This window comes from Celeribacter sp. ULVN23_4 (assembly GCF_054788345.1).
This window is the reverse complement of record NZ_JBTVYO010000003.1, coordinates 207,301-232,895: the sequence shown is the minus strand read 5'-3', so window position 1 is coordinate 232,895 and position 25,595 is coordinate 207,301. Positions and strand designations below refer to the sequence as shown.

The following is a 25,595-nucleotide window of genomic DNA, read 5'->3' as shown; positions in this document are numbered from 1 at the left end:
TATCGTCAGAGCGCCGGGCTGATAATTCGAATAATGATCGCCACAAAAGTCATGCGCGCCTTATAGGACGCCGCATCGGAGCGGTAAACCCGTCTTGACAGGCGCGAAATACAAAAATGGACATGAAAAAGGGACGCCGCAGACCCAATCTGTGGCATCCCTTTTCATTTTGCTTTCTGGCGAAAGAGCGGCGTGGCTCGCTGGGTCAAAGGGCCGGGCTTGCTGCGTCGCTGTCTGGCTGGATCGCGGATCTCTTAAAAGATCAGGCGGCGTCTTTTTCGAACTGACCGCACCAATCATCGGATTTCACAACCGGCCACATGCCTTTGTGCTCAGCTTCGGTGAGGAAGCTCGGCGGGTTGAAGCGGCACTCGCCTTTGCTGTCGGTTTCGACGGCTTTGATTTCGAAGAAGGCGCAGGTTTTGCAAGCGGTATCGGACATTGTGACACTCCTCGTAGATGACTTTGGCTGTTTGGCTAAGTTGGCTGGGAGGGCTTGCTGGCCTGAGCTTGGGACCTGGGAAAACTTGCGTTCGCCTGGGTGCCTTGCGGCTGGCTGCCTCTTGGCTTTGAGAGAGATATAAAACGACCCAACAGAAGTTTCAAGGATTTTATTCAATAAAATCAAATAGTTGACATATTTACTCAACAATTAAAACAGTCAGGAATAGAAAGAAAAACGGTCAGGAAATGCGCGACATTCCGGCGCTGGCGTAAAAAACCTATTCAGAATATAGCTTTGGCAAAAGGAGCCCGCGATGACCGAGACCCGTTCCGCCCTGCCGCCGAAATTCGAGATCACCCACGAAGAGATGGACCGCGTCCTCAAACGCTTCTACGCGGGCGTGCGCCAACACCCCGAGCTTGCCCCGGTCTTTGGCGCGCATGTCGAGGACTGGCCCGCCCATGAAGAGAAAATCGGGCGCTTCTGGCGCAATGCGATTCTGCATGAGCGCAATTACGACGGGTTCCCCCAACGGGTGCACCTCATGGCGCCGGAAGTGAAGGAACATCACTTCGCCCTGTGGCTTGCCCTGTTCGATGAGACTTTGGACGCGGAACTAGACGCCGAGACCGCCGCGAAATGGTCCGAGATCGCCCACCGCATCGGCCGCGCCTTTCGCATGGGGATCATGAGCCGCGACCAACCGAAGGACGCGCCGCCGAAGCTGTTTTGATGAAATCAGCCTGAGCTTACTCCCCGCCCCGATCAAACAACCCGGTCAGCGCCCGTTTCACTGTGCCGGACACAGACGGCTTCTTGGCCTTCATGAATGGCAGCGGGCGGCAAACCTCGATCGCAGCCACACCAACGCGCGCCGTCAAAGCGCCGTTGACGACCCCCTCGCCAAAGCGGCGCGAGACCTTGGCCATGACACCGCCCCCGGCCATGGTGCCGATGAGATCATCGCCCACAGCCACGGCCCCGGTCGCGACCAGATGGGTGAGCACGGATTTCGTCACGCGCCAGCTGCCCAAGGTGCCGGATCGTCCGCCGTAAATCTCCGCAATCCGCCGGATCATCCGCAGGTTCGCAGTCAAGGCGGTGAACACATCCGCCAGCGCCAAAGGCACTAGCGCCGTCACGGTCGCCACCTGACGCGCAGCCGCCTCGACCTCGCGGCGGGCGCTCGCATCAAGCGGGGTCAGAAGTTCGGTTTCCGCCAGCGTCAAAAGCCCATCAGCATCGAAAACTTCTACCTCGCGCTCGCGAAACCGTTCCTTACCCCAGTTCAGTTCATCGCGATGCGCATAGACGGTCAGGAGCTTGTCCGCGACGGATTTCGCCGCCTTGAGATCGGACCCCGCGATGGCTTCGCTCGCCGACTTTTGCAGCGTGTCGATGCGTTTGAGCCGGGCAAAGGCGGAGAGTTCTTTCACTGCAATCGCGGCCAGAACGAAAAGGAAAGCCCCCGTCAGCCCAAGCGCAACATAGCCCAACAACGGATGCGAAGCGACCAACCCCATGATGGCGTCATAGGTCATAATCGAGACCGTGAAGGCAAAGAGCGCCGCAAACAGTCGCCAGAACCAGCGCGCCAAAGCCGAGGGCTTGCGCGCCGCCAGAACCGCCACCCGCTCCATCGCAGCCGGGCGCGCGAGCGGCGCGAGATCGGGCACAGGCTCGGCTGTGGACGGGGTCACCGACGCCTCTTCGTCCAATTCGATCAGGATCGGGCCGCGTTTCTCTGTCATAGCTTATCTCCGATCAGAAACTCGGCGGCGCGGTCGAGGCGAATATGCGGCGGCCCCTCGCCGGGACGCAGCACCATCCGCGCGGGGCGGAATTTCATGATCTCATATTGCGCATCCAACCAGCGCTCCGCCCCTTTGCGGGCGGGCGAGAGGATATGCGCCGGGTCTTCGGGCAACTCGCCCGGATAAAACGCCGCCTGCTTGCCGCCCTCCGTCATGCCGCGCACCACATCGAGACTTTGACCATCATGCTCCATGGTTTCTTCCACCGTGGCCCGCAGCGCCGCAAGCGACATGGCCTGCGTCGAGGCCCCTGCGAAATCGGCACGGTCACGGGCATCGCGCACCAGCGCCTCCATGATCGCAGCCAGGCGGGGATGTTGATTGTGGTGGATATGGTCCGCCTTGGTCGCCGCGAAGAGGATTTTCTCCACCTTATGCTGACCGAGCAGAGACATGATCCGCCCCACCCGACCGGGCCGGAAGGCAGAGAGAATGTCGGCCATGGTGCGGCGCAGGTCTTCCACCGCTTTCGGGCCGGAATGGATCGCACCCAGCGCGTCCACCAAAACCACTTGCCGGTCGATGCGAGAGAAATGATCGCGGAAGAAGGGTTTCACAACCTCGCGCTTGTAGGCCTCAAACCGCCGTTCGAATTCTCGGCGGAGAGATCCGCGCGGGGCATCGCCCTCCGGCAGAGGCGCAAAGGTCAGAACCGGGGAACCGTCCAGCTCGCCGGGCAAAAGAAACCGCCCCGGCGTGCAATCGGAATAGCCCTCCGCACGGGCAGATTGCAGATAGGCGGTGAAACTTTGCGCCAACGCCTTGGCCGCAGGTTCCTCGTGTTTCCTGTCGGGGTCCGCCGTCTCAAGCAAGGCGACGAAGGTCTCTCCTTCCTTGCGATCCCGTGCCGCGCTCAGCGCCTCGGCGGACCACTCAGCATAGGATTTCTCCATCAGACCAAGGTCCAAAAGCCATTCGCCCGGATAATCCACGATATCGAGATGCACGGTTTTCTGGCCGGTCAGCCCGCCCAATAGCCCGGCAGGACGCACCTTGAAAGACAGGCGCAGCTCGGAGACCGCGCGGGTACTGTCGGGCCAATGCGGCTCCGGCGAGGTCAGCGCCGAAAGATGCGCCTCGTAGTCAAAACGCGGTACGGTGTCGTCCGGCTGCGGTTGCAGATAGGCGGCGGTGATCGCCGTCGCCGGGCCAAATTGCGGCATCCGACCGCGATCCAGAAGGTTGGCGACCAGAGAGGTGATGAACACCGTCTTGCCGGAGCGCGACAGGCCGGTGACGCCCAGACGGATCACGGGCTCGAACAGCGCCTCATGGACGCCATCCTGCACGGTTTCAACGCCTCGAAAAATCCGGTCTGCAATGTCGTTCAGGATCAACCCAATCGTCCCTATGCTCATGTTTACAAGAACAACATAGGCACGCAGAGGCACGGTTGTAAGGGAGAAAGACTGGACGACCTCCCCGCGCCACGCTATTGCCCGCACATGCCCAGATACGCCCTTTTGATCGAATATAACGGCGCACCCTTTGCCGGATGGCAACGCCAGAAAGAGCATCCTTCCGTCCAACAGGCGGTGGAGGACGCTTTGCGCAAGCTTGAACCCGATTGCCCCGGCATCGGCGCCGCAGGCCGGACCGACGCGGGCGTTCATGCCACGGGTCAGGTCGCCCATTGCGACATGGCGAAGGACTGGTCTCCGTTTCGGCTCTCCGAGGCGCTGAACCATCACCTCAAACCGAACCCCGTCGCGATCCTTGAAGCGGCGCGGGTCGATGACGAGTGGCATGCACGCTTTTCAGCGAGAGAACGGCGGTACATGTTCCGACTGATCTCGCGCCGCGCGCCTCTGGTGCATGAGGCGGGGCTGGCGTGGCGTGTCAATCATGAGCTCGACGTTGATGCGATGCAGGCCGGGGCCGACCGGCTGATCGGACTGCATGATTTCACCACCTTCCGATCGACCATGTGTCAGGCAGACAGCCCGGTGAAAACGCTTGATGAGGCGCGCGTGGAAGTCATGGACATTCCCTATGGTCAGGAGTTCCGCTTCTATTTCCGGGCGCGTTCTTTCCTTCACAACCAAGTGCGCAGCTTTGTCGGCACGCTGGAACGTGTCGGCGCAGGTGCGTGGTCTCCGGAGGATGTGACCGCAGCCCTGGAGGCCAAGGATCGCGCTGCTTGTGGCCCGGTCTGCCCGCCGCAAGGCTTGTATCTGACCGACGTTGGATATCCCGACGATCCTTTCGCACCAAAAACCACCTAAGGTTGCATTTGTAAAATTTGATTCATCTCGAAGCTGCCTTGCAAGTGCCGCATTTCGGCCCGATTTCCCTGTCAGCACTGAGACCACGTATTCTTGGGGGTATTGTTATGGATCTGTCCGCCATCACATTCGATCAACTGGCTCTCGCCATCATGACCACCATCGCCATCCGCGAGGTTTTGATCGTCACACTTCCCGACCACATCGCGGGCCCCGGTGGCTGGCTCATCGACACCAGCTTGGGCGACCATATTTAAGCCCTCAATTTGGTCTCCGAGTCTCGCGTCTCAGACATCTAAATTTACCGAAACCGTTTCGACCGCCCTATTTTTGGGCGGTTTTTGAATTCATTGGCGCCTTTCCCTAAAATTCGCACAACAAACACACTGTTTCACCCGGCAGTCCATTGAACCTGTGCATCGGGTTTGATCTACCAAAGGAAAAGAGCAACAGAAGGGGACGCCCGATGGCAAAACCGTCTTCGCAATTCAGCACGCGCCTGCGCGCGCTGATCGGACAAATTTATCCGGACCAGAACAGCAAGCAGCTTGGCGAGCAAATCGTCGAGGCCTTTTGGCCCGAAGGCACGAAACCGCGATCGCGCGCGCGCGCTCCCGGCCACAACCTTTGGAACGAGACGGACACGCTCGTCATCACCTATGGCAACTCGCTCATCGACGGCCAGCACAAGCCGCTCGATCTTCTGCGCGATTTCCTAAACCGCTATCTGAGCGGCACGGTGCACGGCGTTCACATCCTGCCGTTCTTTCCGTTCACCTCCGATGACGGGTTCGCCGTCACCGATTACCGGCAAGTCAACAGCACGCTGGGCGACTGGGCCGATATTCAGCGGATCGGCAGCGAATTCCGCCTGATGTCCGATCTGGTGCTCAACCACGTGTCGTCCATGTCGACATGGTTCACTGAGTATCGTCAGGGCCATGAGCCCTACGACAAGTTCTTCGTCGAGGCCTCGCCTGACGATGATGTTTCCATGGTCACACGCCCCCGCACCTCGCCCCTGCTGCGCGAGGTCTCGACGGTCAACGGGCCGAAGCATGTCTGGTGTACCTTCAGCCACGACCAGATCGACGTGGATTTCAAAAACCCGGAAGTGTTGCTGGAATTCCTGCGCATCATGCGACTGCATGTCGACAACGGCGTGCGGATCGTGCGTCTCGATGCCGTTGCGTTTATCTGGAAAGAGCTGGGCACCTCCTGCATCCACCTGCCCCAGACCCACGCCATAGTGCGTCTGATGCGCCTGCTCTGCGATTATGCGGACGAGCGGGTTGTGCTCCTCACCGAGACCAACGTGCCGAATGCCGAAAACCTAAGCTATTTCGGCAACCGCAACGAAGCGCATATGATCTACAACTTCTCGCTGCCGCCTTTGCTGCTGCATGCGCTGCTGTCGGGCACCTCGACCTATCTCAACCAATGGGTCATGCGGATGCCGCCGGCGCAGCTCGGTTGTGCCTATCTGAACTTTGCCGCCTCCCATGACGGCATTGGCGTGCGCGGAGCCGAAGGGCTTCTGGCGCCGGAAGAGCTTGGCGAAGTGATCAAATGCGTCCGCGACTTTGGCGGGCTGGTCTCGATGCGCGCCCTGCCCGACGGGTCCGAGAAACCCTATGAGCTGAACATCACCTATTTCGATGCGCTCAAAGGCACCATCGAGAAGGGCGAGGACGACAAGCAGGTGGATCGGTTCATCTGTTCGCAAACCATCGTCATGTCGTTGGAAGGTGTCCCCGCCTTCTATATCCACTCCCTGATCGCCACCCATAACGATCACGCGGGCGTGGAGAAAACCGGCGTCAAACGGGCGATCAACCGGCACCGCTGGGATTACCCGGAGCTGCGTACGCTTCTGGATAATCCGGAGAGCCAGAACGCACAGGTGCTCAATGAGATGAAGCGCCGTATCTCGATCCGGACCGCGCAAAAGGCGTTCCACCCGAATGCGACGCAGTTCACCATGCATCTGGGCGACGAGATTTTCGGCATCTGGCGGCAATCCCCCGCCCGCGACCAGTCGATCTTTGCCCTGCACAACGTCACAGATCACGATGTCGAAGTGCCGCAAATCGCGATCAACCTGATCGATGGCGAAATCTGGTATGACCTCCTGACCGGGGAACAGCTTGATCTGAGTGGGCAGAACATCCATTTCGCGCCTTATCAGTGCCGCTGGATTTCCAACCATCTCTGAACCTCAAACGGCCTGCCTGCCCCTGCAAGGCGGGCCTTTTCCATAGATCAAACAATTGACCTTACCGCATGTGAGGGTTAGGGGCAGCGCGTTGCCCTTTCTGTGATCAGAGCTTTTTGACATGTCCCTTTCTCTCGATGACGCCCTGTTGCGACTGACCTCCAGCGATTTGCCCAATGAGCTGTACGGCGTCACCACCCCCTCCCCCAAAAGCCGCGCCACCGTTGAGAAAGTTCTGGAAGAGGCAGAAACCGTCTTGGCCGAAGACGGCGTCAGCGGGCTCAGTTTTCGCGCACTCGCCCGGCGCTGTGACATGCGGCTGAGCAACCTGCAGTATTACTTCTCGACACAGGAAGACCTTTTGACCGCCGTGACGCGCTATGTTCTGGCCCAGCGGTTAACGGAGTTGAAAGAACGCGGCCCGCTCGGCCTTGTCGAAGTGCCGCAGCGCTTCACCGCCTATCTCGAATTCCGCATGGATCGCGCTTTGGACCCGAGAGCCCGCTCGATCACCACCGGCTTGAAAGACCTCGCGCAGCGCGAAGACGGCCCTGCCCTGCATTTTGCAGAAACCTGCCGCTTCCACATCGATGCGCTGAAAGAGATGATCTCTCTGCTGACCCCGAAGACAGCGCCCGAGGTCGTCACGTATAAAGCGGTGATGATCAGCGGTCTCGTCGACTCGCTTGGCCCGACCTGCGGCAAGCTTCTCGATGCCCCCGAAGGTCTGCGCAATGCGATCTTGGCTCAGGCGCGGAGCATGGTCGGAATTGCCTGACGCCCCTCAGGCGCTAAGTTTCATAAGCCCCATCCCTGCCATGATCAAAGCAGCGGCGGCTACCCGCGAGAGGTTCAGCGCCTCTCCATGAAGCACAATGCCGGCAACAAACGCACCAAGCGCTCCGATGCCGACCCAAACCATGTAGGACGGCCCAAGTGGCAAGGTCTTCATCGCAACCGACAACATAAAAAACGATATCAGCATCGTGATGACGGTTGCGACGCTTGGCCAGAACAGCGTGAATCCGTTAGAATATTTCATAGTCGTCGCCCAAATCGCTTCGAGCAACCCCGCCAAAACCACCAGCATCCACGCCATTCTTCCGCCTTTCCTTAGTCCGGGAAAATCCCGGGAGATGTTTCTGCACCATCATCGAATTGCGCCAGATAGTTGACGATCATCTCCTGATTGACCGCGAAACCTTTATACTCGGCCAACGCCGGGTCAATATCGCGCAGGACGCGGTGCAGGCGGCGGCCCCATTTCGGTTTCGTCGCAATGTCTTCGAGGTTCATCAAATAGCAACGGATCGGGAAGGCGATCGCATTGGACCGCGGCAGACGGAAGAAGGTCTGAAGCTCCACGCGCAGGAATTGCTTTTGCCCGACATTCTCCGGCGTGATGGTCCGCTTTTCGGGCCCCCATTTGTGATAGTTCTCGGGGCTGGTGTCGAGACGCGGGTTCACCGTCATCGTCCAGTTCAGGCGACGATAATGCTGATCCTGTCCGACGGCCAAAAGGAACTTCAGCGCCTTGTCGAACACCCCCATCTTGCGGGCTTTCGGCACCGGGGCATGCCATTCGAAAAAGTTCATGCCGACGTCGAAATCGAGAGACCAGTCGGCCTGAGACGTCACCATACCGGCGTCCATCCAGAGGTTCCCGTCGCGCTCATGCAGAAGGGCAAAGTCGCCCTGCGTCTGGCGGGTGATGTATTCCATCGGGCCGCAAGGCAGCGTGGTTGGATCGAGGAAGGTGAACTTCTTCTCGATGCCGAGCGGCTTGTTGATCCAGTGCCAGGCATTGCCGTCACGATGCAGGGTGAACAGCTCCGGATAGTCTTTCGCCTTGGTCACCATGATGAGTTCGAGCAAATCCCACCCGGCCAACTCCATATGCGGCAGGGATTGGCAGCGCAGCGGATCTTCCGCGAGGGTGATCTCGCGGTCTTTCATTTCCGCAACGTAATGCTCATCCACATCGAACATCTTCTCGAACGGCGTGCCTTTGCGCCCGCCGGGATGCTGCTCGATGTTGACCGAGTACATGTAGGTGTCCTGATCGAACGGGAAGGGAAAGCGATTGATCGCCTCTTTCGAGTTGAAATACGTATATTCGCCCCGGAAGGTCTCGTCATTAAATTGCATGGTCATCGGACAGTCTCCTCACAGGTCCAGTTCAAGCCGCGCGCCTTTGAAACGCGACATGCAGGGCATGATGTCTTCTTGCGCGGCCCGCTCATCGTCAGAGAGCCAGTGATCATTGTGCAGAATGCGCCCGTCACAGCTCGTCACCTTGGTCTGACAACGGCCACAGGCCCCGCCGCGGCAGGAATAATCCACCTCGACCTTGGCCTCTTCGAGCGCTTCCAGAAGGCTCTGATCGGCTTTCACATGAACGGTCTGGCCGGTCGATGCGATCACCACATCGAACGGCTCGCCCGGCGGCGGTGCGGCGAAGGCTTCGGAATGCACGGAGGTTTTCGGCCAGCCGAGACGCGCGGCCTGATCGGCCACGGATGAGATCAGCCCGTCAGGCCCACAGGTGTAGATATGCGTGCCCAGAGGTTGCCCATCAAGCACGGCACCGAGGTCCATGCGCGAGCCTTCTTCCGAAATGTGGATATGGATATGCGCCGCCTGCGGCAAAAGCTTTACCCCGGCCGCTTCCTCGCGCGAGCGTGCAGCGTAATGCAGCTCATAGGGCTTTTGCTCCATATCGAGCTGGCGCAGCTGCGACAGGAAAGGTGTGATACCAATGCCGCCGCCGATCAGAACGTGTTTCTTTGCACGCAGATCGAGCTGGAAGAGGTTCGAGGGCAGAGACACAGTGATCTCGTCGCCTTCAACCACTTTCGTGTGCATGTAGAGAGACCCGCCCCGTCCCTTGTCTTCACGACGGATGGCAATCTCGTAGCCCGACCCATCATAGGGGTCGGAAATCAGAGAATAGGAATTGCGGCGGATCGTGTCGCCTTCCGGCATCTCCACCGTGATATGCGCCCCGCCGGAGAACACCGGAAGCGGCGCACCGGACGGATGCTCAAAGCGGAAACGCTTGACGAGCGGGGAGAGTTGTTCGACCTCGGTCACTTTCAGAGCAAGTTTCATGCGCGGATCTCCACGGTCTCGGGCACAACGCCGGGTGTTTCGGCATCGACGCAGACACCTTGAAACACGCCCAGACGGCGGGAGAAATGATCGCGCACGAACAGCGTCAGCCCGCAGTGGGAGCAGGTGAACGGATCGGTTGCCACATCCTCGGTGATGCCCTTGCAATGCACGCATTGAATGCGGCGCGCGATGGAGCCGCGATGTTCGGTTTGAATTTCGTCCAGCGGCAGTCCGGCGGCGAAAGCCAAGGCGGACACATGCCCAATCAGCCCTTCGGAGCCCGCAAGATAAAGCTGCGTGCCCATACGCGCCTCGCCCAGAAGCTTGTCGACCAGTGGCGTGGCGGCGTCGAAATCGGGGGCTGCGTGTACGGCAACGGGTTTCAGGCCATTGAGCTGCTCGGCCACGTCGGTAGATTTTGCAACGAGCACGATATGCGCACGGTCCATGACGGATGCATCGGAAGCGGCGAGATCGATCAGCGCTCCGGCACCGGCCTCATCAGCGACCATGATCGCGGGGGCAGAACCTTGCGAGACAAGCCCGGCATAGGTCGGGCGACTGTCGATCGACGGGGAAAATTCAGTGTTGGGCATTGAAATACCTTGGGACGTCCTGTTGGTCTCATGAGGCGGGCACGGGATTGCCCCCGCCTCGTAAGTCTTTGTGCGTTTTGACTTTACGGCTTTGAATTGACGCTTAGCCTTTGGCGGTACGGCGTTTCTTGTCGACGTCGTAGAAAGGCATCGGATGGGCGATGGCCTTGATCTCGCCGTCCGGGTTCTTGACGGTGAGTTCCGTGCCTTCCACAGCGCAATCAACCGGCATACGGGCGATCCCGACGTTGTGCTCGTTCAGCGGCGAGTACATGCCGATGGTCACAACGCCGACCTCTTTGCCGTCTTTGAGAAGCGGCGCACCTTCGGCGGCGGGCGTGGTGCCTTCGAGTTTCACACCGTAGATTTTGAAACGCTCTTTGCCTTGCAGACGGTAATGCTCTTCAGCGCCCCGGAAGCCGGTTTTGCCTTTGGAGACGGTGAAATCGAGGCCAAGTTCCCAAAGCGTGTCGCCCGGACCTTCGTTCTCGAACGGGTACATTTCCGAGTTGTCATAGGGGAAGAACAGCAGATAGCTCTCAGCACGCAGCCAATCGAGCGTGGTGAAGCGCGTCGGGATGATCCCCATCGCCTCGCCTTCCGCGACAATCGTGTCCCAGATTTCCACGGCGTCTTGGCGACGGCAGAAAATCTCATAGCCGCGCTCACCTGTGTAGCCCGTGCGGGAAATCATCACCGGCTTCCCGAAGAGCGTCGTTTGCATGTGGCTGAAATAGACCACGTCGCGGATGCCCGGCACGTGCTTTTCGAGATAGTCGACGGCCATCGGCCCTTGCAGCGAAATGTCATGCAGGTCATCGTCGAAGATCACCGCGACATTGCGGCCAGCGGCGTACATGGTCAGTTGTTCATGACCCGCGCCGGAACCATGGACAACCATGAAGTTCTGCGGCCCGAGGCGATAGATCACACAGTCATCGACGAACTTGCCGGCGTCATTCAGCATGGTGGCATAGGTCGAGCGACCGGGTTTCAGCTTTTCGATGTTCCGGGTCGTGGCCTTGTCGAGCACGTATTGCGCATGCGGACCCACCACATAGACCTTTTTCAGCCCCGAGACATCCATGACGCCCGCTTTCGTGCGGATCGCCAGATATTCCTCCGTCTGATCCTTGTCATAGCTCCAGGCTGTGCCCATGCCGCTCCAGTCTTCCAGATCGGAGCCAAGGGCGCGGTGCCGGTCCGCCAGTGCGGAAAATCTCCATGATGCGATCATTGTTTTTATCCTTAGGGTCGTATTTCAGTGTCGTATTTGAATTCTGTTTGTGGGAACCGGCGACAGGGACCGCCGCCGGTTCAGGGGAAGGGATTGAAACCCTGTCAGAGGGCTGGGATCAGCCTTTCTTCTCGGTCGCCTTGTAGGCATGTTCCTCGTGGCGCCAGCCGAAGATGATCGCGATCACGACCATGGCGAAGCAGGCGAGGAGCCAGAGGCCTTCCACAGAGCCATAACCTGCGTAGATCGCACCGGTGATGCCGTCCCAGGAGGTTGCGTCAAAAGGAGCTTCCATTTGATATTCCTTTCCTTGTTAGAGGGATCACTCAGCCGGGCTGACCGACGGGTGAAGCGCTTCGGGGTAGGCTTCGGCGGGCACTTTGACCGCGTCGAGGCCGAGGATTTCTGCTTCTTCCGGCACACGGAGCTGGCCCGTGACCTTGAGGATGAAGGAGATCGCGTAGCCCGGAACAAAGCCCAGAAGGCCCATGACCACGGCACCGACGAGCTGACCGAGGAAGGAGGTCTCGATGACATCCTCACCGAACAGCGCCGGGTAACCTTGTGCCGCGATACCGACGGCGAGCAGGCCCCACATGCCGAGGAAACCGTGCACAGCGAAGGCACCCACGGCGTCGTCAATGCCACGGCGCTCAATAAAGGACGCGACGAAGGGCATGGCGACTGCACCAAGGAAACCGATCACGAAGGCCATCGGCGGATACCACAGGTCGAGACCGGCAGCACAGGAGATGATCCCGCCCAGAGCGCCGGACATCATCCAGAACGGATCGCGTGTGACCATCCAAGCCCCGATGATACCGCCAGCAAAGCCCATCAGCGTGTTGAAGGTCATGCCCGAAAGGGTCATCGGCGTACCGTAGATGGTAGCCTCAATGGCATTGCCCCAAGACCAGGCTTCGCCCGGAACGATGACACAGCCCATCAGGAAGCCCCAGAAACCAGCGATGATCAGCATAAGACCGATCAGCGTCATCGGCATGGAGTGACCTGCGATGTGGTTGGCGGAACCGTCGGCGTTGAACTTGCCGATCCGCGGTCCAAGGTTGATCAGAACGCCGAGCGAGAAGAAGCCTGCGATCATGTGCACGACACCTGCGGCGCCGAAGTCATGATAGCCGAACTTGGTCACGAGCCAGCCGTCTGCATGCCAGCCCCAAGCGGCAGCAAGGATCCAAACAAACGCGCCCAGAACGATCGCCAGCACAACAAAGCCAGTCAACTTGATGCGTTCGATCACACCGCCCGAAAGGATCGAGGCTGTGGTCGCAGCAAAGAGCACGAAAGCGCCCCAGAACACGCCGGAGGCACGGTCGTCTAGGTTCGGCCCCATGTACTGGCTCCACGGCAGGGCGACGTCATTGGCATAGGCCAGACCGGAGGTGCCCATGGCGCCTTCTGAGAGGGACAGCCCTGTCGGGAAAGCCCAGTAGATCCACCAGCCGATGAAGTAGAAGAACGGCACGATCATCGCGAAGGCGAGAATGTTCTTGATGCCCGAGGCCAGCGCGTTTTTCGACCGCGATGCGCCCATTTCATATGCGAGGAACCCAGCATGGATCAGAACCATGAGCGGGATCGTCAGGTAATAGAAAGTCTCGGAAAACGTACCGTTTGTCGCGGCGTGGTTTCCCTGAAGCTCCGCAACCGCGGCAGCCAAGGATGCAAGATCCTGTTCCAAGTCGTTCTCCCTGTCCTGTTGAACTTGATTGGAATACCAAGCCAGCTTCGGTCCATTGGTTTGGACCAATTGTGCGAACTGGCTCACTCAGTAAGGTCATGAAAGAGGACCAGATCACCTTCGGTCAAAGTTTTTTCCTGTGAGGAATTTAACTTCACCCCACCCACGCCGCTTTTTAGGTCAAACGACCACCCTTCTGCCGCGCAATGATGAAAATATGTGCGCGAGACAAACAGGGTTGAGTTTTCGAGGGAAGCGCAAAGCCACATAGACCTCGCACAACGACGCAGAGGACAGCCCAAAGCGGGCACCGAAACATGCAAGATTCGCGGATTTTTTCTAGATCAAACGGTCAGAAAATTCATCGCCAGCGATACAGTGATTGGTTGGGCCAATATTGGCTCAATCTTCTTGAAGCAGGAGCCGTTGATCCTCGATCAAGGCCAGCTTCATGAACTCGCTCGCCTCTTCGATATCGCGCGCGGCAATGGCATTGAACAAGCCATTGTAGCCCTGCTGATAGATCGCAATCCGCCCCGGCGTCAGGTGTCGGCGGTACATCGCAGTGCGAAAGGACTGCCGCCGCGCATCGAGAACCAGATTGTAACAGGCGATCAAAAGCGGGTTGCCCGTGCCCTCCGCCAGAAGGCGATGGAATTCTTCTTCCAAGCGCACAAAAGCAGTCGCGTCGGTTTGCACCGCTTCCATTTTTGACAGCACAACAGACAGGGCTTCGATCTGTTTCGGCGACATATTGACGATGGCCAGCCGTACCATCTCGGGCTCCAAGATGCCGCGCATCACCTGCAATTGCAGCGGACCTGTTTCCGAGGACACCGGAGACAGCGCCTCCCCCTGCCCGTCCGGATCATAGGTGACGAAAGAGCCGGAGCCCGCGCGACGGCGGATCATGCCGCGCGCTTCCAATTGATCGAGCGCCTCGCGCACCGTATTGCGCGCCACGCCCAATTCCTGCGCCAACTGCCGCTCGGACGGCAACCGCTCTTCCGTGGCATATTCCTGCGTCACGATCCGCGTCGAGAGCGTTTCGATCACATATTTCACTGTCGCGCCGGGAAGCGAGGCGGCAGGAGAGGACGGTGTGGCGTTGGGCAATAGATCAGTCCTTCAAGGTCTCCGCCTATTAGACCAATTTTTCACAACTGGTCCAGAGCAAGCGCGCTGGGATCGCTGCGAAACGCGAAAGAGGCGCGGAAAAACCGCGCCTCTTTGGGAGTTTATCGTCTTGGAGACTTGCGTCGCGACCGGTACGCTCGCAAGCATGCTCGGGCGTTCGGCGCCTTACCCCATCCGTTCCGAAGAATAGGACCCGGGCGAAGCTTGGAACACGACGGTTTTATTGCCGTTCAGGAACACACGGTGGTTGGCGTGAGCATGGATCGCACGGGCCAGAACCTGGCTTTCCACGTCACGGCCCAGCGAGACGAAATCTTCCGGGCTTTGGGCATGGGTGATGCGCACCACATCCTGTTCAATGATCGGACCTTCGTCGAGATCCGCCGTCACGTAGTGCGAGGTCGCACCGATCAGTTTCACGCCGCGGGCATAGGCCTGTTTGTACGGGTTGGCACCTTTGAAGGACGGCAGGAACGAGTGGTGAATGTTGATAATACGGCCGGACATCACCTTGCACATCTGATCCGACAGGATCTGCATATAGCGCGCCAGGACGATCAACTCGGCACCGGAATCTTCGACCACTTTCATGATCGCAGCTTCCGCCTCCGGCTTGTTCTCTTTCGTCACACGGATACAGTGGAACGGGATGTCGTTGTTCACGACAACCTTTTGATAATCCATGTGGTTCGAGATCACGGCAACGATTTCAACCGGCAGCGCGCCAATGCGAACGCGGTAGAGCAAGTCATTCAGACAGTGGCCAAAACGGGACACCATGATCACGACTTTCATCTTCACGCTCTCGTCGTGGAACGCGAAGGTCATGCCGAACTCTTCGCCGATTTTGGCGAAGTCCTTTTCCAGCTGCGCCTGATCCGCGCCTTCCTCAGAGGCAAAGCTCACGCGCATGAAGAAATGGCCGGTTTCGGTGTCGTCGAATTGCGAGCTGTCGGTGATGTTGCAACCATGCTCCGCGAGGAAGGTGGCGATGGCGGCGACGATCCCGCGCGTCGTTGCGCAGGTCACGGTGAGACAGAATTTCGTCATCTTTTTCTCCAGATGCAAGGCGCTCCCCTGACACGCGCCCTCGATGTTGGTGTGTTGTTTTTGTTATATTTTATCGTTGATTAAGTGGAGCGCCCTTCGGGCGGTTTAAGCGGTGAGCCCCTCGGGCTCAGGCAAATCGTTGGCGCGGCAGGCGGCGGTCACCGTGTTGGCGAGCAGGCAGGCGATGGTCATCGGACCGACCCCGCCCGGCACAGGCGTGATCGCTCCGGCAACCTCGGCGGCACTCGCGAATTCCACGTCGCCCACCAGCTTGGTTTTCACCGTGCCATCTTCGCGCAGGCCCTTTTCCGGCGCATCGACGCGGTTGATGCCTACGTCGATCACAGTCGCGCCGGGTTTGACCCAATCGCCCTTGATCATTTCGGGGCGACCAACGGCCGCGACGAGAATATCCGCGCGGCGGCAGACCTCTTCGATATCCTTGGTGCGCGAATGCGCGATGGTCACGGTGCAGCTGTCGCGCAGCAACAGTTGCGCCATCGGCTTGCCGACAATGTTCGAGCGACCGACGACGACCGCGTTCAGTCCGGACAGGCTGCCGAGTTGATCGCGCAGCATCATGAGACAACCGAGCGGCGTGCAGGGCACCATCGACTTTTGACCGGTGCCCAAAAGGCCGACATTGGAAATATGGAACCCGTCCACGTCTTTTGCCGGAGAGATGGAGTTGATCACCAGATCGCTGTCGAGATGATCCGGCAGCGGCAGTTGCACGAGAATGCCATGCACCGCCGGATCGGCGTTGAGCTGTTCGATGAGGGCCAGAAGGTCAGCCTCGGACGTATCTGCGGCCAGCTTGTGCTCGTAAGAGTTCATCCCGCATTCAACGGTCTGTTTGCCCTTGTTGCGCACGTAAACCTGGCTTGCGGGATCTTCCCCCACCAGCACCACGGCCAGACCCGGCGTGATCGCGTGAACTTCTTTCAGACGCGCCACATGAGCGGCGACTTTTTCGCGGACGGTCGCGGCGAAGGCCTTCCCGTCGATGATCTGTGCAGTCATTATGTTTCCTCCAATCGGTGTCCGAGAACCTCAGTCCTCAAGGCGGCGGGCGGCAACGGCCAAGGCGTGCCACAGCGATCCCGCCAGTGTGCGCATCCCAATCACGGCCAGCCGGTCATCGGCGCGGCGGATCAGGAAAACAGTCATATGTTCCAGCCCCGTGCGTGTCGTTTGACCCGCGCTCAAAGCTTTCGGATCAATGTTCACCAGCTTGGTCAACAGCGCGTCAATGGGGGCCGCGCCCTGTGAAGAGGCGATCTCGAAGGTCGTGAAACCGTCGGTCTGCTCCGTCACGGAATAGTCCGGAGCTTCGGATTTCAGCATGGCGGCGAAATCGACATCCGCCTTGCCCGTCGCTTCGATCATCCATTGGCCCGGCCCGGTCCAGAAGGCGGCGTAATCGCCCGCAGAGACGGCCTTCGCCACATCCGGAAGCGTCAAGCCGAAAGGCGATGGAGCCTCCTGCCCGGTGCGCAAGGCCAAAGAGGCGAGGCCAAGATCGGCATTTTCCGAGATGGTCAGCGCGCCGAACATCTCAGAACGTGCCACGGTGCCGCCCAAGGCGGTGATGGGAGTCAAATCAGTCACAGTATCAATCACGGAGACGTCCTCCTTCGGGGTCAACGAAATGGGCGGAGACCACTTCGACCTTGTATTCCTGTCCTTCGAGCGGGTTGGCGGCAATCACCACCTCGCCCATCCGCGCATCGCCGTTCTCAAGGAACCCGAGCGCGATGTAGCTCTCCAGATGCGGGGAGTAGCACGACGAGGTGATCCAGCCCTGATCTGTTGTCATATTGTGTGCCGTCCCTTCGGTGAAGAGGTGCGACCCCGCCATAACCTGCTTTTGCGCGTCCAACGGCTTGAAACCCACCAGTCGCCGGGTGTCTGCCGCCATACCTTCGCGCCGCGACATCACCGCGCCGATGCTGTCTTTCTTGGCGGAGACCATCTTGCCGAGCCCCAGCATCTGCGCCGATGTCTGACCGTTGAGTTCCGCCCCAGCCGCGTGACCTTTCTCGATCCGCAGAACAGCCAGAGCCTCGGTGCCGTAAGGTGTCACGCCCAGATCAGCACCTTCCGCCATCAAACGCTCCATCAACGCCTGACCGTAACGGGCCGGAACAGCGACCTCATAGGCCAGCTCGCCCGAGAAGGAGATGCGGAACAAACGCGCCCGCAGACCCTTGCACACCGTCAACTCGGCGCAACCCATGAAGGGGAAGGCCTCGTTGGACATGTCGAAATCATCGACAATCCGCGAGAGCAGTTCACGCGACTTCGGCCCCGCCACGGCGATCTGCGCCCAGGCGTCGGTGGTCGAAATCAGTTGCACGTCCAGCTCCGGCCAGAGGCACTGATGCGCGAATTCCATCTGGCGATACACGAGGCCCGCGTTGGCGGTCGTCGTCGTGACCACATAATGATCCTCGCCCATCCGCGCGCAGGTCCCGTCGTCATAGGCATGCCCGTCTTCGCGCAGCATCAGACCATAACGGACTTTGCCCACTTTCAGCGTGCCCATCATGTTGGAATACATGCGGTTGAGGAACTCGCCAGCGTCAGCACCTTGCACATCGACCTTGCCGAGCGTGGTCACGTCGCAAAGACCAACCCCGGAGCGCACGGCCAAAACCTCACGGTCCACGGTCTGACGCCATGTGGTTTCGCCTTTTTGCGGGTAATACTGCGCCCGCATCCACTGACCGACTTCGACGAATTCCGCGCCAAGGCGTTCGGCCCAGAAATGCGTCGGCGTCAGACGGCGCGGACGGAAGAGAGGCCCGGTATCGCCGCCGCCCAAAACCGCAAGGGAGACCCCGGTATAAGGAGGACGGAAAATCGTGGTGCCGGTCTCAGGGATCGACTTACCGGTCAGCTCGGCCATGACCGCCAGCGCGGAAATGTTCGAGGTTTTGCCCTGATCGGTCGCCATGCCAAGCGTGGTCCAGCGTTTGAGATGCTCGACCGGACGCATGTTTTCTTTATGCGCCAAGGCGATGTCTTTGACGGTCACATCGTTCTGGAAATCGACCCAAGCGCGCTTGCTCCCCGGCACATGCCAGAAAGCCACCTGCTCCGACGCTGCGTTTTCAGCTTTCGGCAAAGCAATCTCAGACGCCGCAAACCCGATTTCCGAGAGCGCCTTGATCGCCGCTTTCATACCGTCTTCCAGAGCCTCCGCCGTGCCGCCTTTGCCGACAGCAGCACCTGCCGGAATAAGGCCTTTCGGACCATCCGGGCTCGGAACAAAGGCCAGCAGGCCTTCGTTCCACACAGGACGCCCGCGGTGATGCGAGGCCAGATGCACGTTCGGGTTCCAACCGCCTGCGACGCCAAGCGCACCGACAGTGTGCCATTGCGACTGGCCATTGCAGGTGATCTCGATGGAGCTCAGCCCCAGACGACCTTTCGTACCGGTCACGGTCGAACCCGCGAAGACTTCATAGTCGCCAAAGGCCTTGGCCTCGGCGCGGGCATCAATGACACCCAGAACCTTAGCTCCTTTGGCAATCAGGTCCATCGCCGTGCGGTGCCCGTCATCGCCATTGGTAAAGATCGCGATCGCGTCGCTGTCGCGTTTCACCGGGCTTGCGGCCCAGCGGTTCGCATAGGCACGCATCGCGCCCGCCATCATCACGCCGGGACGGTCATTGTCAGCGAAGGGAATATGCCGCTCGGTCGCGCCTGCGGCCAGAACCGTGCGTTTCGCGGTGATCCGCCAAAGCGTCTGGCGCACCTTATCACCCGGCGTCGGCAGGTGATCGGATACCCGCTCCACCGCGCCGAAAATGCCGTGATCATAGACACCGAACACCGTGGTGCGGGTCATGATCTTCACATTCGGCAGGCTTTCCAGTTCGGCCTGAACAGCCGCAATCCATGCAGACGCCTCCGCCTCATCCAGCAGATCGCTTTCCGCGAGAAGCCGACCGCCGAGAGCGAAATCTTCGTCGGCGAGAATGACATTCGCACCGGCACGCCCAGCGGTGAGTGCCGCCGCAAGCCCGGTCGCGCCCGCGCCGACGATCAGAAGATCGCAATGCAGGAAGCCTTTGTCATAATCATCCGGGTCCGGAAGCATCGAGAGAGAGCCAAGACCGGCCGCCTTGCGGATCGCAGGCTCATAAAGTTTTTCCCAGAACGCCTTCGGCCACATGAATGTCTTGTAGTAAAAACCCGCGGCAAAAAAGGGCGACAGCAGGTCATTCACCGCAAGGAAGTCACGCTCCAGCGGCCCCATATGGTTTTGCGAACGGGCCGACAGCCCTTCGAACAGCTCGGCCACCGTGGCCCGCGTGTTCGGCTCCTGACGTGCACCGGTACGAAGCTCGACCATGGCGTTCGGCTCTTCGGAACCTGCCGCGAAAACACCGCGCGGGCGGTGGTATTTGAAACTCCGGCCCATCAGCTGCACGCCGTTGGCGAGCAGGGCGGAGGCCAGCGTATCGCCTTGGAAGCCTTTGTAGGCCTTGCCGTTGAAAGTGAAGTTCAGCGGCGCGGTGCGGTCGATCAGACCACCTTTGAGACGGGTCATTGCGCAGCTCCCAGTTTGACGTTTTTGGCGAGTTCCGCGCCGAGAATTTCATGCGTGGTGGTGTCGCGAGTGACGACCAGCCAGCTGCGGTCGCCCTGTTCGTGGAACCACAATTCGCGATGTGCGCCCGCCGGGTTGTCGCGCAGGAACACGTAGTCGCAGAATGCGGCTTCGGCATTTTCCGCCGCCGGGTCGGGACGGAGCATCAGGTTCGCGTCGCCCAGATAGGTGAACTCTTGACTGTCGCGCAGTCCGAGAAGGGGATGAGGGATCAACATTGCTCTCTACCTCAGTGCAGGTTCGGTTGGGCGCCAACGCCCTTTTCATCGATGACGTAACCGCGATTGAAGCGGTCGAAACGGAAGGCGGTCGCCACCTCGTGCGGGGTGTCCTTGGCCAAGAGATGCGCGAAGCAATAGCCCGCCGCCGGAGTCGCCTTGAACCCGCCGTAGTTCCATGCGCCGTTGAAATAGAGGCCGTCGATCTCGGTCTTGTCGATGATCGGCGAGCCGTCCATCGACATGTCCACGAGACCGCCCCAAGCACGCAGAAGACGCGCGCGGCCGATCATCGGCATGAGCGCCATGCCGCCTTCGAGCACGTCTTCGACCACCGGAAGGTTGCCGCGCTGCGCATAGGAATTGTACCCGTCGATATCGCCGCCAAAGACGAGGCCGCCCTTGTCCGACTGGCTCACATAGAAGTGCCCTGCCCCGAAGGTGATCACACCGGGGATCGTCGGCTTGAGCCCTTCAGACACAAAGGCCTGAAGCACATGGCTCTCAATCGGAAGACGCATTCCGGCTTTCGCCATCACCCGACCCGAAGACCCGGCAACCGAGACACCGACCTTTTTCGCGCCGATAAAGCCGCGCGAGGTCTCAACGCCAAGCACCTTGCCACTCTCGATCTTGAAGCCGGTGACTTCGCAGTTCTGGATAATATCGACGCCGCGCGCATCGGCGCCACGGGCATAGCCCCAGACGACACCGTCGTGACGCGCCGTCCCCGCGCGCGGCTGCATCAGACCGCCTTTGATCGGGAAACGTGCGTTGTCAAAATTGAGGAAAGGCACCATCTCCTTCACCTCGTCCCGCGACAAAAGGCGCGCGCCCGCCTCAGAAATCATCATCGCATTGCCGCGGCGTCGATAGGCGTCGCGCTGACCATCGGTGTGGATCAGGTTGATGATCCCGCGCTGGCTGACCATCGAGTTGAAGTTGGTTTCCTGCTCCAGATTTTCCCAGAGCTTCATCGACAATTCGTAAAACGGCTGGTTCCCCGGAAGCAGGTAGTTGGAGCGAATGATCGTCGTGTTCCGACCTGCGTTGCCGGATCCGATCCAGCCTTTTTCCAGCACGGCGACCTTCAGTTCGCCAAAGGTCTTTGCCAAATAGAAGGCCGTCGCCAGCCCGTGCCCGCCGCCACCAACGATGACGATATCATAGGCGGGTTTCGGGTCTGGATTGCGCCACAGGGGCGTCCATCCCTTATGGCCCGTCAGGGCCTCTTTCACGACTTTGAAACCTGAGAATTTCATGCATTGCGCTCCTTCGTCTCATAGCCTTTGTAGCGGTGAATTTTGCCCTGTTCCTCCATTGTCAGGTCATATAGTTATATATTTAGGACGCTATTTCAGATTAATCGCAAGGCCCGAAACATGAAGAGAATCGCCTTCCTTTTGGTCGATGGATTCGCCCTTTTGTCGACCGCTTCAGCGCTTGAACCACTGCGTGCGGCGAACCTGTTTTCGCCCACTTTGCGTTATGAGGTGACACTGCTTTCGCATGGCGGAGAGATGGCGAAATCCTCGGTCGGCGGACTGTTTGAAACCCGGTCTTTCCGCGATCTTTTTCCCCGATTTGATCTGGTTTTCGTGGTCGCGGGAGGTGACCCGGCACGGGTCAATGACCCCGCGCTTTTCTCTTGGCTCAGACAGGCGGATCGCTCAGGCGTTGCCCTCGGGGGCATCTCCGGCGGGGCGGTGATTTTGGCCAAGGCGGGACTTTTGGCAAACCGCCGTTTCACTGTCCACTGGCACCATTACGGCGACTTCGAAAAGCTCCCCGGCGAGTGGCTTTTGGAGCGCCGTTTGTTCGTCATCGACCGCGACCGCTACACCTGCGCGGGGGGCTCCGCGCCCTTGGATATGATGCACGCCATCATCGCTCGCGACCACGGAACGAGCTTTGCGCAACGCATTTCTGACTGGTTTATTCAAACCGAAGTCCGGGGCGCCGACGCCCCGCAACGCACCTCGATCACAGGGCGATACGGCGTCATTCCCGAACCCGTCGAAGCCGCGTTGGAACTGATGGAAAGTCACATCGCCGACCCGCTCGGCCAAGACCAGATCGCCACGCTTTCCGGTCTTTCGACCCGCCAATTGCAGAGACAGTTTCGCGAGACGACCGGGCGATCGATCATGGAGGAATACCGCCGTATCCGATTGGAAACAGGGAAGGAATTGATCACATCAACGCGCATCCCCCTGACAGAGATCGCCCAGATGACCGGATTTTCTTCACAGGCGCATTTCTCCGACGCCTTCCGCAAATTCTTTGGCGCGGCCCCCTCCTCGCTGCGCAAATAAAGCGTTTCTACTTAAACCTGAATCAGGGTTTGAGCAGAAACGCGGTGCAACGTCCAAGCGGAGCGGGCGTTTCGACTTTATGTGATAAATCAAGTTAAAGTCGAAACGCTTTAGAACAAAAAAGGCCCGGCAAAAAACCGGGCCTTGGGGACGATGGCGGGTCTGGCCGCCATCCAGGGAAGTACAGTCGGAAGGGACCGATCAGATGTCCAGCGTGTTGTCTTTTTCCCAGCGGGAGAAATGCGACACGAAGGAATTCCATTCCTGATATTTCATCTTGATGTAGGAGGCCGAGAAATCATTTCCCAGCATTGCTTTGAGAGCCGGATCCGCGTCATAGGCGCGGATCGCGTCAAGCATGTTGAGCGGCAGTTTCGGCGCGCCTTCGATCTTGTGACCTTCGGCATACATGTCGATGTCGTAACGCGGGCCGGGGTTGGCTTTGGAGCGGATGCCCGACAGACCGGCGGCGATGATCACGGCTTGCAGCAGGTAGGGGTTCACGGCCCCGTCCGGCAGGCGAAGCTCGAAACGGCCCGCCCCCGGAACGCGAACCATGTGCGTGCGGTTGTTGCCGGTCCAAGTCACCGTGTTCGGCGCCCAGGTCGCGCCGGACATGGTGCGCGGTGCGTTGATGCGTTTGAACGAGTTCACCGTCGGGTTGGTGATCGCGGCAAGCGCTTCTGCGTGCTTCATGATCCCGCCGAGGAAGAAACCGCCCTGCTCAGAGAGACCCACTTCACCAATCTGACCACCGGCATCGCCAGCGAAAGCGTTGGTTTTACCATCGAGATCCCAAACGGAGATGTGCGCGTGGCACCCGTTGCCGGTCAAGCCTTGGATCGGCTTCGGCATGAACGTGGCGCGCAGACCGTGTTTCTCTGCGACAGACTTCACCATGAATTTGAAGAAGCTGTGACGGTCGGCTGTGATGAGCGCATCGTCGAAGTCCCAGTTCATCTCGAACTGACCATTGGCGTCCTCGTGGTCGTTCTGATAAGGGCCCCAGCCCAGCTCCAACATGTAATCGCAAATCTCGGCAATCACGTCATAGCGGCGCATCACGGCCTGTTGGTCATAGCAGGGTTTTTCCGCCGTATCGAACGGGTCGGAGATCTCATCGCCTTCCGGGGTCAGCAGGAAGAATTCCGCTTCGATCCCGGTTTTGACGCGGAGACCTTCTGCGGCGGCCTCTTTGATGAGTTTCTTGAGGACGTTGCGCGGGGCTTGCTCGACCGGCTCACCTTCCATGACGCAATCGGCGGGCACCCAAGCCACTTCGGGTTTCCACGGTAGCTGAATGGCGGCATCCGGATCCGGAACAGCCAACATGTCCGGATGGGCCGGCGTCAGGTCGAGCCATGTCGCGAAGCCTGCGAAGCCCGCACCGTCTTCCTCCATACCCGCGATCGCAGCAGTCGGCACCAATTTGGCGCGCTGACCACCGAACAGATCGGTGTAGGAGATCATGAAATATTTCACGCCGTTCTCTTCGGCGAATTTGGCAAGTTTGCTCATCTGTCTTTTCCTGTTCCCTGTCAGAGAAAGAGGGGCTCTCAGGCCCCTCTTCGTGGGCCTCAGAAGCCCGGTTTCCCCGGGTACCAATTGGTCCCGGCGAGCGGAATTTGCGCCATGGCAGCGGCCTCCATGGTCAGCGCGCAGAGATCCTCGGGTTCGAGGTTGTGCACGTGGTTGTGACCACAGGCCCGTGCGATGGTCTGGCATTCCAGCGTCATCACGTTGAGATAGTTGCGCAGCATGCGAGCGGCTTCCACCGGATCGACGCGCTTCATCAGCTCGGGGTCCTGTGTGGTGATACCCGCAGGGTCTTTGCCCTCATGCCAGTCATCGTAAGCATCGGCGGTGGTGCCCAGAGCCGCATATTCCGCGCCCCATTTCGGGTCTTGCTCGCCGATGGCGATCAGAGCGGCCGTGCCGATGGACACAGCGTCAGCACCCAGAGCCAGAGCTTTGGCGACGTCGGCACCATTGCGGATACCGCCGGAGACCACGAGTTGAACCTTGCGGTGCATGCCCAGATCCTGAAGCGCTTGAACGGCAGGGCGGATACAGGCGAGGATCGGCTGACCCACGTGCTCGATGAACACGTCCTGCGTCGCGGCGGTGCCGCCCTGCATCCCGTCAAGCACGACGACATCAGCGCCCGCTTTCACGGCCAGCGCGGTGTCGTAATAGGGACGCGCGCCGCCAACCTTGATGTAGATCGGTTTTTCCCAGTTGGTGATCTCGCGCAGTTCAAGGATTTTGATCTCGAGATCGTCCGGGCCGGTCCAGTCGGGGTGACGACAGGCGGAGCGTTGGTCGATGCCGACCGGAAGGTCACGCATACCGGCAACGCGCTCGGTGATTTTCTGACCCAGCAGCATACCGCCACCGCCCGGTTTAGCGCCTTGCCCCACAACGATCTCGATGGCGTCAGCACGACGCAGATCGTCCGGGTTCATGCCGTAGCGAGACGGCAGGTATTGGTAGACGAGCTTCTCGGAATGTCCGCGCTCTTCTTCGGTCATACCGCCGTCACCGGTGGTCGTCGAGGTGCCAGCCATGGTCGCACCGCGACCCAAAGCCTCTTTCGCCGGACCGGAAAGCGCGCCGAAGGACATGCCCGCGATGGTCACCGGGATTTTCAGCTCGATCGGCTTTTTCGCGAAACGCGTGCCGAGGGTAACGGAGGTATCGCATTTCTCACGATAGCCTTCGAGCGGATACCGCGACATCGACGCGCCGAGGAACAGCAGGTCATCGAAATGCGGGACGTGGCGCTTGGTGCCACCGCCGCGAATGTCGTAGATGCCGGTGGCCGCAGCGCGACGGATTTCGGCGTTGGCGGCGTTGCTGAACGTGTAGCTGTCGCGCGGCGGGGTGTGGGGTGTCTTGTCCATCTT

The 25,595-nt window shown here is 59.6% G+C and carries 25 protein-coding genes; 6 read left to right on the top strand and 19 right to left on the bottom strand.

The window, feature by feature from the left end; all coding sequences use genetic code 11:
- Positions 1 to 262 precede the first annotated feature (262 nt).
- On the bottom strand, positions 263 to 442 hold the full coding sequence (locus ACYBHZ_RS09935; protein WP_460274114.1) for a hypothetical protein: 180 nt from the start codon (positions 440 to 442) through the stop codon (positions 263 to 265).
- A 316-nt stretch (positions 443 to 758) separates the two neighbouring features.
- Here ACYBHZ_RS09935 and ACYBHZ_RS09930 point away from each other — a divergent pair, with 316 nt between their 5' ends.
- Positions 759 to 1,178, top strand: a complete 420-nt coding sequence (locus ACYBHZ_RS09930) for a group III truncated hemoglobin (protein WP_460274113.1) — start codon at positions 759 to 761, stop codon at positions 1,176 to 1,178.
- Between the two features lie 16 nt (positions 1,179 to 1,194).
- On the opposite strand, the gene ACYBHZ_RS09925 is transcribed toward ACYBHZ_RS09930, so the two are convergent.
- Both ACYBHZ_RS09925 and ACYBHZ_RS09920 read right to left on the bottom strand, forming a co-directional pair.
- Positions 1,195 to 2,196 (bottom strand): YcjF family protein, encoded by a 1,002-nt coding sequence (locus ACYBHZ_RS09925; protein ID WP_460274112.1) that lies wholly within the window; start codon positions 2,194 to 2,196, stop codon positions 1,195 to 1,197.
- Positions 2,193 to 3,596, bottom strand: coding sequence for a YcjX family GTP-binding protein (locus tag ACYBHZ_RS09920; RefSeq protein WP_460274111.1), 1,404 nt, complete (start codon positions 3,594 to 3,596; stop codon positions 2,193 to 2,195). The genes ACYBHZ_RS09925 and ACYBHZ_RS09920 overlap by 4 nt, the downstream gene beginning before the upstream one ends.
- Before the next feature lie 108 nt (positions 3,597 to 3,704).
- On the opposite strand from ACYBHZ_RS09920, the gene truA reads away from it, so the two are divergent.
- The 4 genes from truA to ACYBHZ_RS09900 all read left to right on the top strand — a co-directional run bounded on the left by truA (position 3,705) and on the right by ACYBHZ_RS09900 (position 7,477).
- On the top strand, positions 3,705 to 4,484 hold the full coding sequence (gene truA, locus ACYBHZ_RS09915) for a tRNA pseudouridine(38-40) synthase TruA (RefSeq protein WP_460274110.1): 780 nt from the start codon (positions 3,705 to 3,707) through the stop codon (positions 4,482 to 4,484).
- Between the two features lie 107 nt (positions 4,485 to 4,591).
- Positions 4,592 to 4,741 carry a hypothetical protein gene (locus tag ACYBHZ_RS09910; RefSeq protein ID WP_460274109.1) on the top strand — a complete coding sequence of 50 codons (150 nt, stop codon included), beginning with the start codon at positions 4,592 to 4,594 and terminating at the stop codon, positions 4,739 to 4,741.
- Positions 4,742 to 4,950: 209 nt separating this feature from the next.
- Entirely contained in the window at positions 4,951 to 6,699 is a 1,749-nt protein-coding gene (locus ACYBHZ_RS09905; protein ID WP_460274108.1) for a sugar phosphorylase, read from the top strand.
- Positions 6,700 to 6,820: 121 nt separating this feature from the next.
- Entirely contained in the window at positions 6,821 to 7,477 is a 657-nt protein-coding gene (locus ACYBHZ_RS09900) for a TetR family transcriptional regulator (protein WP_460274107.1), read from the top strand.
- A gap of 6 nt (positions 7,478 to 7,483) precedes the next feature.
- On the opposite strand, the gene ACYBHZ_RS09895 is transcribed toward ACYBHZ_RS09900, so the two are convergent.
- The 14 genes from ACYBHZ_RS09895 to ACYBHZ_RS09830 form a co-directional block, all read right to left on the bottom strand.
- On the bottom strand, positions 7,484 to 7,798 hold the full coding sequence (locus ACYBHZ_RS09895; protein WP_460274106.1) for a DMT family transporter: 315 nt from the start codon (positions 7,796 to 7,798) through the stop codon (positions 7,484 to 7,486).
- A 14-nt stretch (positions 7,799 to 7,812) separates the two neighbouring features.
- Positions 7,813 to 8,853 (bottom strand): heme-dependent oxidative N-demethylase family protein, encoded by a 1,041-nt coding sequence (locus tag ACYBHZ_RS09890; RefSeq protein ID WP_460274105.1) that lies wholly within the window; start codon positions 8,851 to 8,853, stop codon positions 7,813 to 7,815.
- A 12-nt stretch (positions 8,854 to 8,865) separates the two neighbouring features.
- Positions 8,866 to 9,810, bottom strand: a complete 945-nt coding sequence (locus tag ACYBHZ_RS09885) for a PDR/VanB family oxidoreductase (RefSeq protein ID WP_460274104.1) — start codon at positions 9,808 to 9,810, stop codon at positions 8,866 to 8,868.
- On the bottom strand, positions 9,807 to 10,409 hold the full coding sequence (locus ACYBHZ_RS09880) for a dimethylamine monooxygenase subunit DmmA family protein (RefSeq protein WP_460274103.1): 603 nt from the start codon (positions 10,407 to 10,409) through the stop codon (positions 9,807 to 9,809). The genes ACYBHZ_RS09885 and ACYBHZ_RS09880 overlap by 4 nt, the downstream gene beginning before the upstream one ends.
- A gap of 103 nt (positions 10,410 to 10,512) precedes the next feature.
- Positions 10,513 to 11,646, bottom strand: a complete 1,134-nt coding sequence (locus ACYBHZ_RS09875; protein WP_460274102.1) for an aminomethyltransferase family protein — start codon at positions 11,644 to 11,646, stop codon at positions 10,513 to 10,515.
- Positions 11,647 to 11,764: 118 nt separating this feature from the next.
- Positions 11,765 to 11,941, bottom strand: a complete 177-nt coding sequence (locus ACYBHZ_RS09870; protein WP_460274101.1) for a hypothetical protein — start codon at positions 11,939 to 11,941, stop codon at positions 11,765 to 11,767.
- Positions 11,942 to 11,968: 27 nt separating this feature from the next.
- Positions 11,969 to 13,348 carry an ammonium transporter gene (locus ACYBHZ_RS09865; RefSeq protein ID WP_460274100.1) on the bottom strand — a complete coding sequence of 460 codons (1,380 nt, stop codon included), beginning with the start codon at positions 13,346 to 13,348 and terminating at the stop codon, positions 11,969 to 11,971.
- Between the two features lie 402 nt (positions 13,349 to 13,750).
- Positions 13,751 to 14,464 (bottom strand): FadR/GntR family transcriptional regulator, encoded by a 714-nt coding sequence (locus ACYBHZ_RS09860; protein ID WP_460274099.1) that lies wholly within the window; start codon positions 14,462 to 14,464, stop codon positions 13,751 to 13,753.
- Positions 14,465 to 14,650: 186 nt separating this feature from the next.
- Positions 14,651 to 15,535: a formyltetrahydrofolate deformylase gene (purU, locus tag ACYBHZ_RS09855; protein WP_460274098.1), complete on the bottom strand. Its 885-nt coding sequence runs from the start codon at positions 15,533 to 15,535 to the stop codon at positions 14,651 to 14,653.
- A gap of 105 nt (positions 15,536 to 15,640) precedes the next feature.
- Positions 15,641 to 16,558, bottom strand: coding sequence for a bifunctional methylenetetrahydrofolate dehydrogenase/methenyltetrahydrofolate cyclohydrolase FolD (folD, locus tag ACYBHZ_RS09850; protein ID WP_460274097.1), 918 nt, complete (start codon positions 16,556 to 16,558; stop codon positions 15,641 to 15,643).
- Between the two features lie 30 nt (positions 16,559 to 16,588).
- The gene (locus tag ACYBHZ_RS09845) at positions 16,589 to 17,158 is read right to left on the bottom strand and encodes a sarcosine oxidase subunit gamma (protein WP_460274096.1); all 570 of its coding nucleotides are present in this window, start codon (positions 17,156 to 17,158) and stop codon (positions 16,589 to 16,591) included.
- On the bottom strand, positions 17,151 to 20,096 hold the full coding sequence (locus ACYBHZ_RS09840) for a sarcosine oxidase subunit alpha family protein (protein ID WP_460274095.1): 2,946 nt from the start codon (positions 20,094 to 20,096) through the stop codon (positions 17,151 to 17,153). The genes ACYBHZ_RS09845 and ACYBHZ_RS09840 overlap by 8 nt, the downstream gene beginning before the upstream one ends.
- Positions 20,093 to 20,374, bottom strand: coding sequence for a sarcosine oxidase subunit delta (locus ACYBHZ_RS09835; RefSeq protein ID WP_460274094.1), 282 nt, complete (start codon positions 20,372 to 20,374; stop codon positions 20,093 to 20,095). Before ACYBHZ_RS09835 ends, ACYBHZ_RS09840 begins: the two co-directional genes overlap by 4 nt.
- Before the next feature lie 11 nt (positions 20,375 to 20,385).
- Positions 20,386 to 21,636 (bottom strand): sarcosine oxidase subunit beta family protein, encoded by a 1,251-nt coding sequence (locus ACYBHZ_RS09830; RefSeq protein ID WP_460274093.1) that lies wholly within the window; start codon positions 21,634 to 21,636, stop codon positions 20,386 to 20,388.
- Positions 21,637 to 21,756: 120 nt separating this feature from the next.
- Here ACYBHZ_RS09830 and ACYBHZ_RS09825 point away from each other — a divergent pair, with 120 nt between their 5' ends.
- The gene (locus ACYBHZ_RS09825) at positions 21,757 to 22,689 is read left to right on the top strand and encodes a GlxA family transcriptional regulator (RefSeq protein ID WP_460274092.1); all 933 of its coding nucleotides are present in this window, start codon (positions 21,757 to 21,759) and stop codon (positions 22,687 to 22,689) included.
- Between the two features lie 201 nt (positions 22,690 to 22,890).
- Here the strand turns inward: ACYBHZ_RS09825 and glnT are convergent, their stop codons facing one another.
- On the bottom strand, positions 22,891 to 24,207 hold the full coding sequence (glnT, locus tag ACYBHZ_RS09820) for a type III glutamate--ammonia ligase (RefSeq protein ID WP_460274091.1): 1,317 nt from the start codon (positions 24,205 to 24,207) through the stop codon (positions 22,891 to 22,893).
- Positions 24,208 to 24,266: 59 nt separating this feature from the next.
- Entirely contained in the window at positions 24,267 to 25,592 is a 1,326-nt protein-coding gene (locus tag ACYBHZ_RS09815) for an FMN-binding glutamate synthase family protein (RefSeq protein WP_460274090.1), read from the bottom strand.
- Positions 25,593 to 25,595 lie beyond the last annotated feature (3 nt).

Coding starts and splice junctions, on each gene's coding strand:
- ACYBHZ_RS09935 (WP_460274114.1), bottom strand. CDS start 442: ATGTCCGATACCGCTTGCAAAACCTGCGCCTTCTTCGAAATCAAAGCC.
- ACYBHZ_RS09930 (WP_460274113.1), top strand. CDS start 759: ATGACCGAGACCCGTTCCGCCCTGCCGCCGAAATTCGAGATCACCCAC.
- ACYBHZ_RS09925 (WP_460274112.1), bottom strand. CDS start 2,196: ATGACAGAGAAACGCGGCCCGATCCTGATCGAATTGGACGAAGAGGCG.
- truA (WP_460274110.1), top strand. CDS start 3,705: ATGCCCAGATACGCCCTTTTGATCGAATATAACGGCGCACCCTTTGCC.
- ACYBHZ_RS09910 (WP_460274109.1), top strand. CDS start 4,592: ATGGATCTGTCCGCCATCACATTCGATCAACTGGCTCTCGCCATCATG.
- ACYBHZ_RS09905 (WP_460274108.1), top strand. CDS start 4,951: ATGGCAAAACCGTCTTCGCAATTCAGCACGCGCCTGCGCGCGCTGATC.
- ACYBHZ_RS09900 (WP_460274107.1), top strand. CDS start 6,821: ATGTCCCTTTCTCTCGATGACGCCCTGTTGCGACTGACCTCCAGCGAT.
- ACYBHZ_RS09895 (WP_460274106.1), bottom strand. CDS start 7,798: ATGGCGTGGATGCTGGTGGTTTTGGCGGGGTTGCTCGAAGCGATTTGG.
- ACYBHZ_RS09890 (WP_460274105.1), bottom strand. CDS start 8,853: ATGACCATGCAATTTAATGACGAGACCTTCCGGGGCGAATATACGTAT.
- ACYBHZ_RS09885 (WP_460274104.1), bottom strand. CDS start 9,810: ATGAAACTTGCTCTGAAAGTGACCGAGGTCGAACAACTCTCCCCGCTC.
- ACYBHZ_RS09880 (WP_460274103.1), bottom strand. CDS start 10,409: ATGCCCAACACTGAATTTTCCCCGTCGATCGACAGTCGCCCGACCTAT.
- ACYBHZ_RS09875 (WP_460274102.1), bottom strand. CDS start 11,646: ATGATCGCATCATGGAGATTTTCCGCACTGGCGGACCGGCACCGCGCC.
- ACYBHZ_RS09870 (WP_460274101.1), bottom strand. CDS start 11,941: ATGGAAGCTCCTTTTGACGCAACCTCCTGGGACGGCATCACCGGTGCG.
- purU (WP_460274098.1), bottom strand. CDS start 15,535: ATGACGAAATTCTGTCTCACCGTGACCTGCGCAACGACGCGCGGGATC.
- folD (WP_460274097.1), bottom strand. CDS start 16,558: ATGACTGCACAGATCATCGACGGGAAGGCCTTCGCCGCGACCGTCCGC.
- ACYBHZ_RS09840 (WP_460274095.1), bottom strand. CDS start 20,096: ATGACCCGTCTCAAAGGTGGTCTGATCGACCGCACCGCGCCGCTGAAC.
- ACYBHZ_RS09835 (WP_460274094.1), bottom strand. CDS start 20,374: ATGTTGATCCCTCATCCCCTTCTCGGACTGCGCGACAGTCAAGAGTTC.
- ACYBHZ_RS09830 (WP_460274093.1), bottom strand. CDS start 21,636: ATGAAATTCTCAGGTTTCAAAGTCGTGAAAGAGGCCCTGACGGGCCAT.
- ACYBHZ_RS09825 (WP_460274092.1), top strand. CDS start 21,757: ATGAAGAGAATCGCCTTCCTTTTGGTCGATGGATTCGCCCTTTTGTCG.
- glnT (WP_460274091.1), bottom strand. CDS start 24,207: ATGAGCAAACTTGCCAAATTCGCCGAAGAGAACGGCGTGAAATATTTC.
- ACYBHZ_RS09815 (WP_460274090.1), bottom strand. CDS start 25,592: ATGGACAAGACACCCCACACCCCGCCGCGCGACAGCTACACGTTCAGC.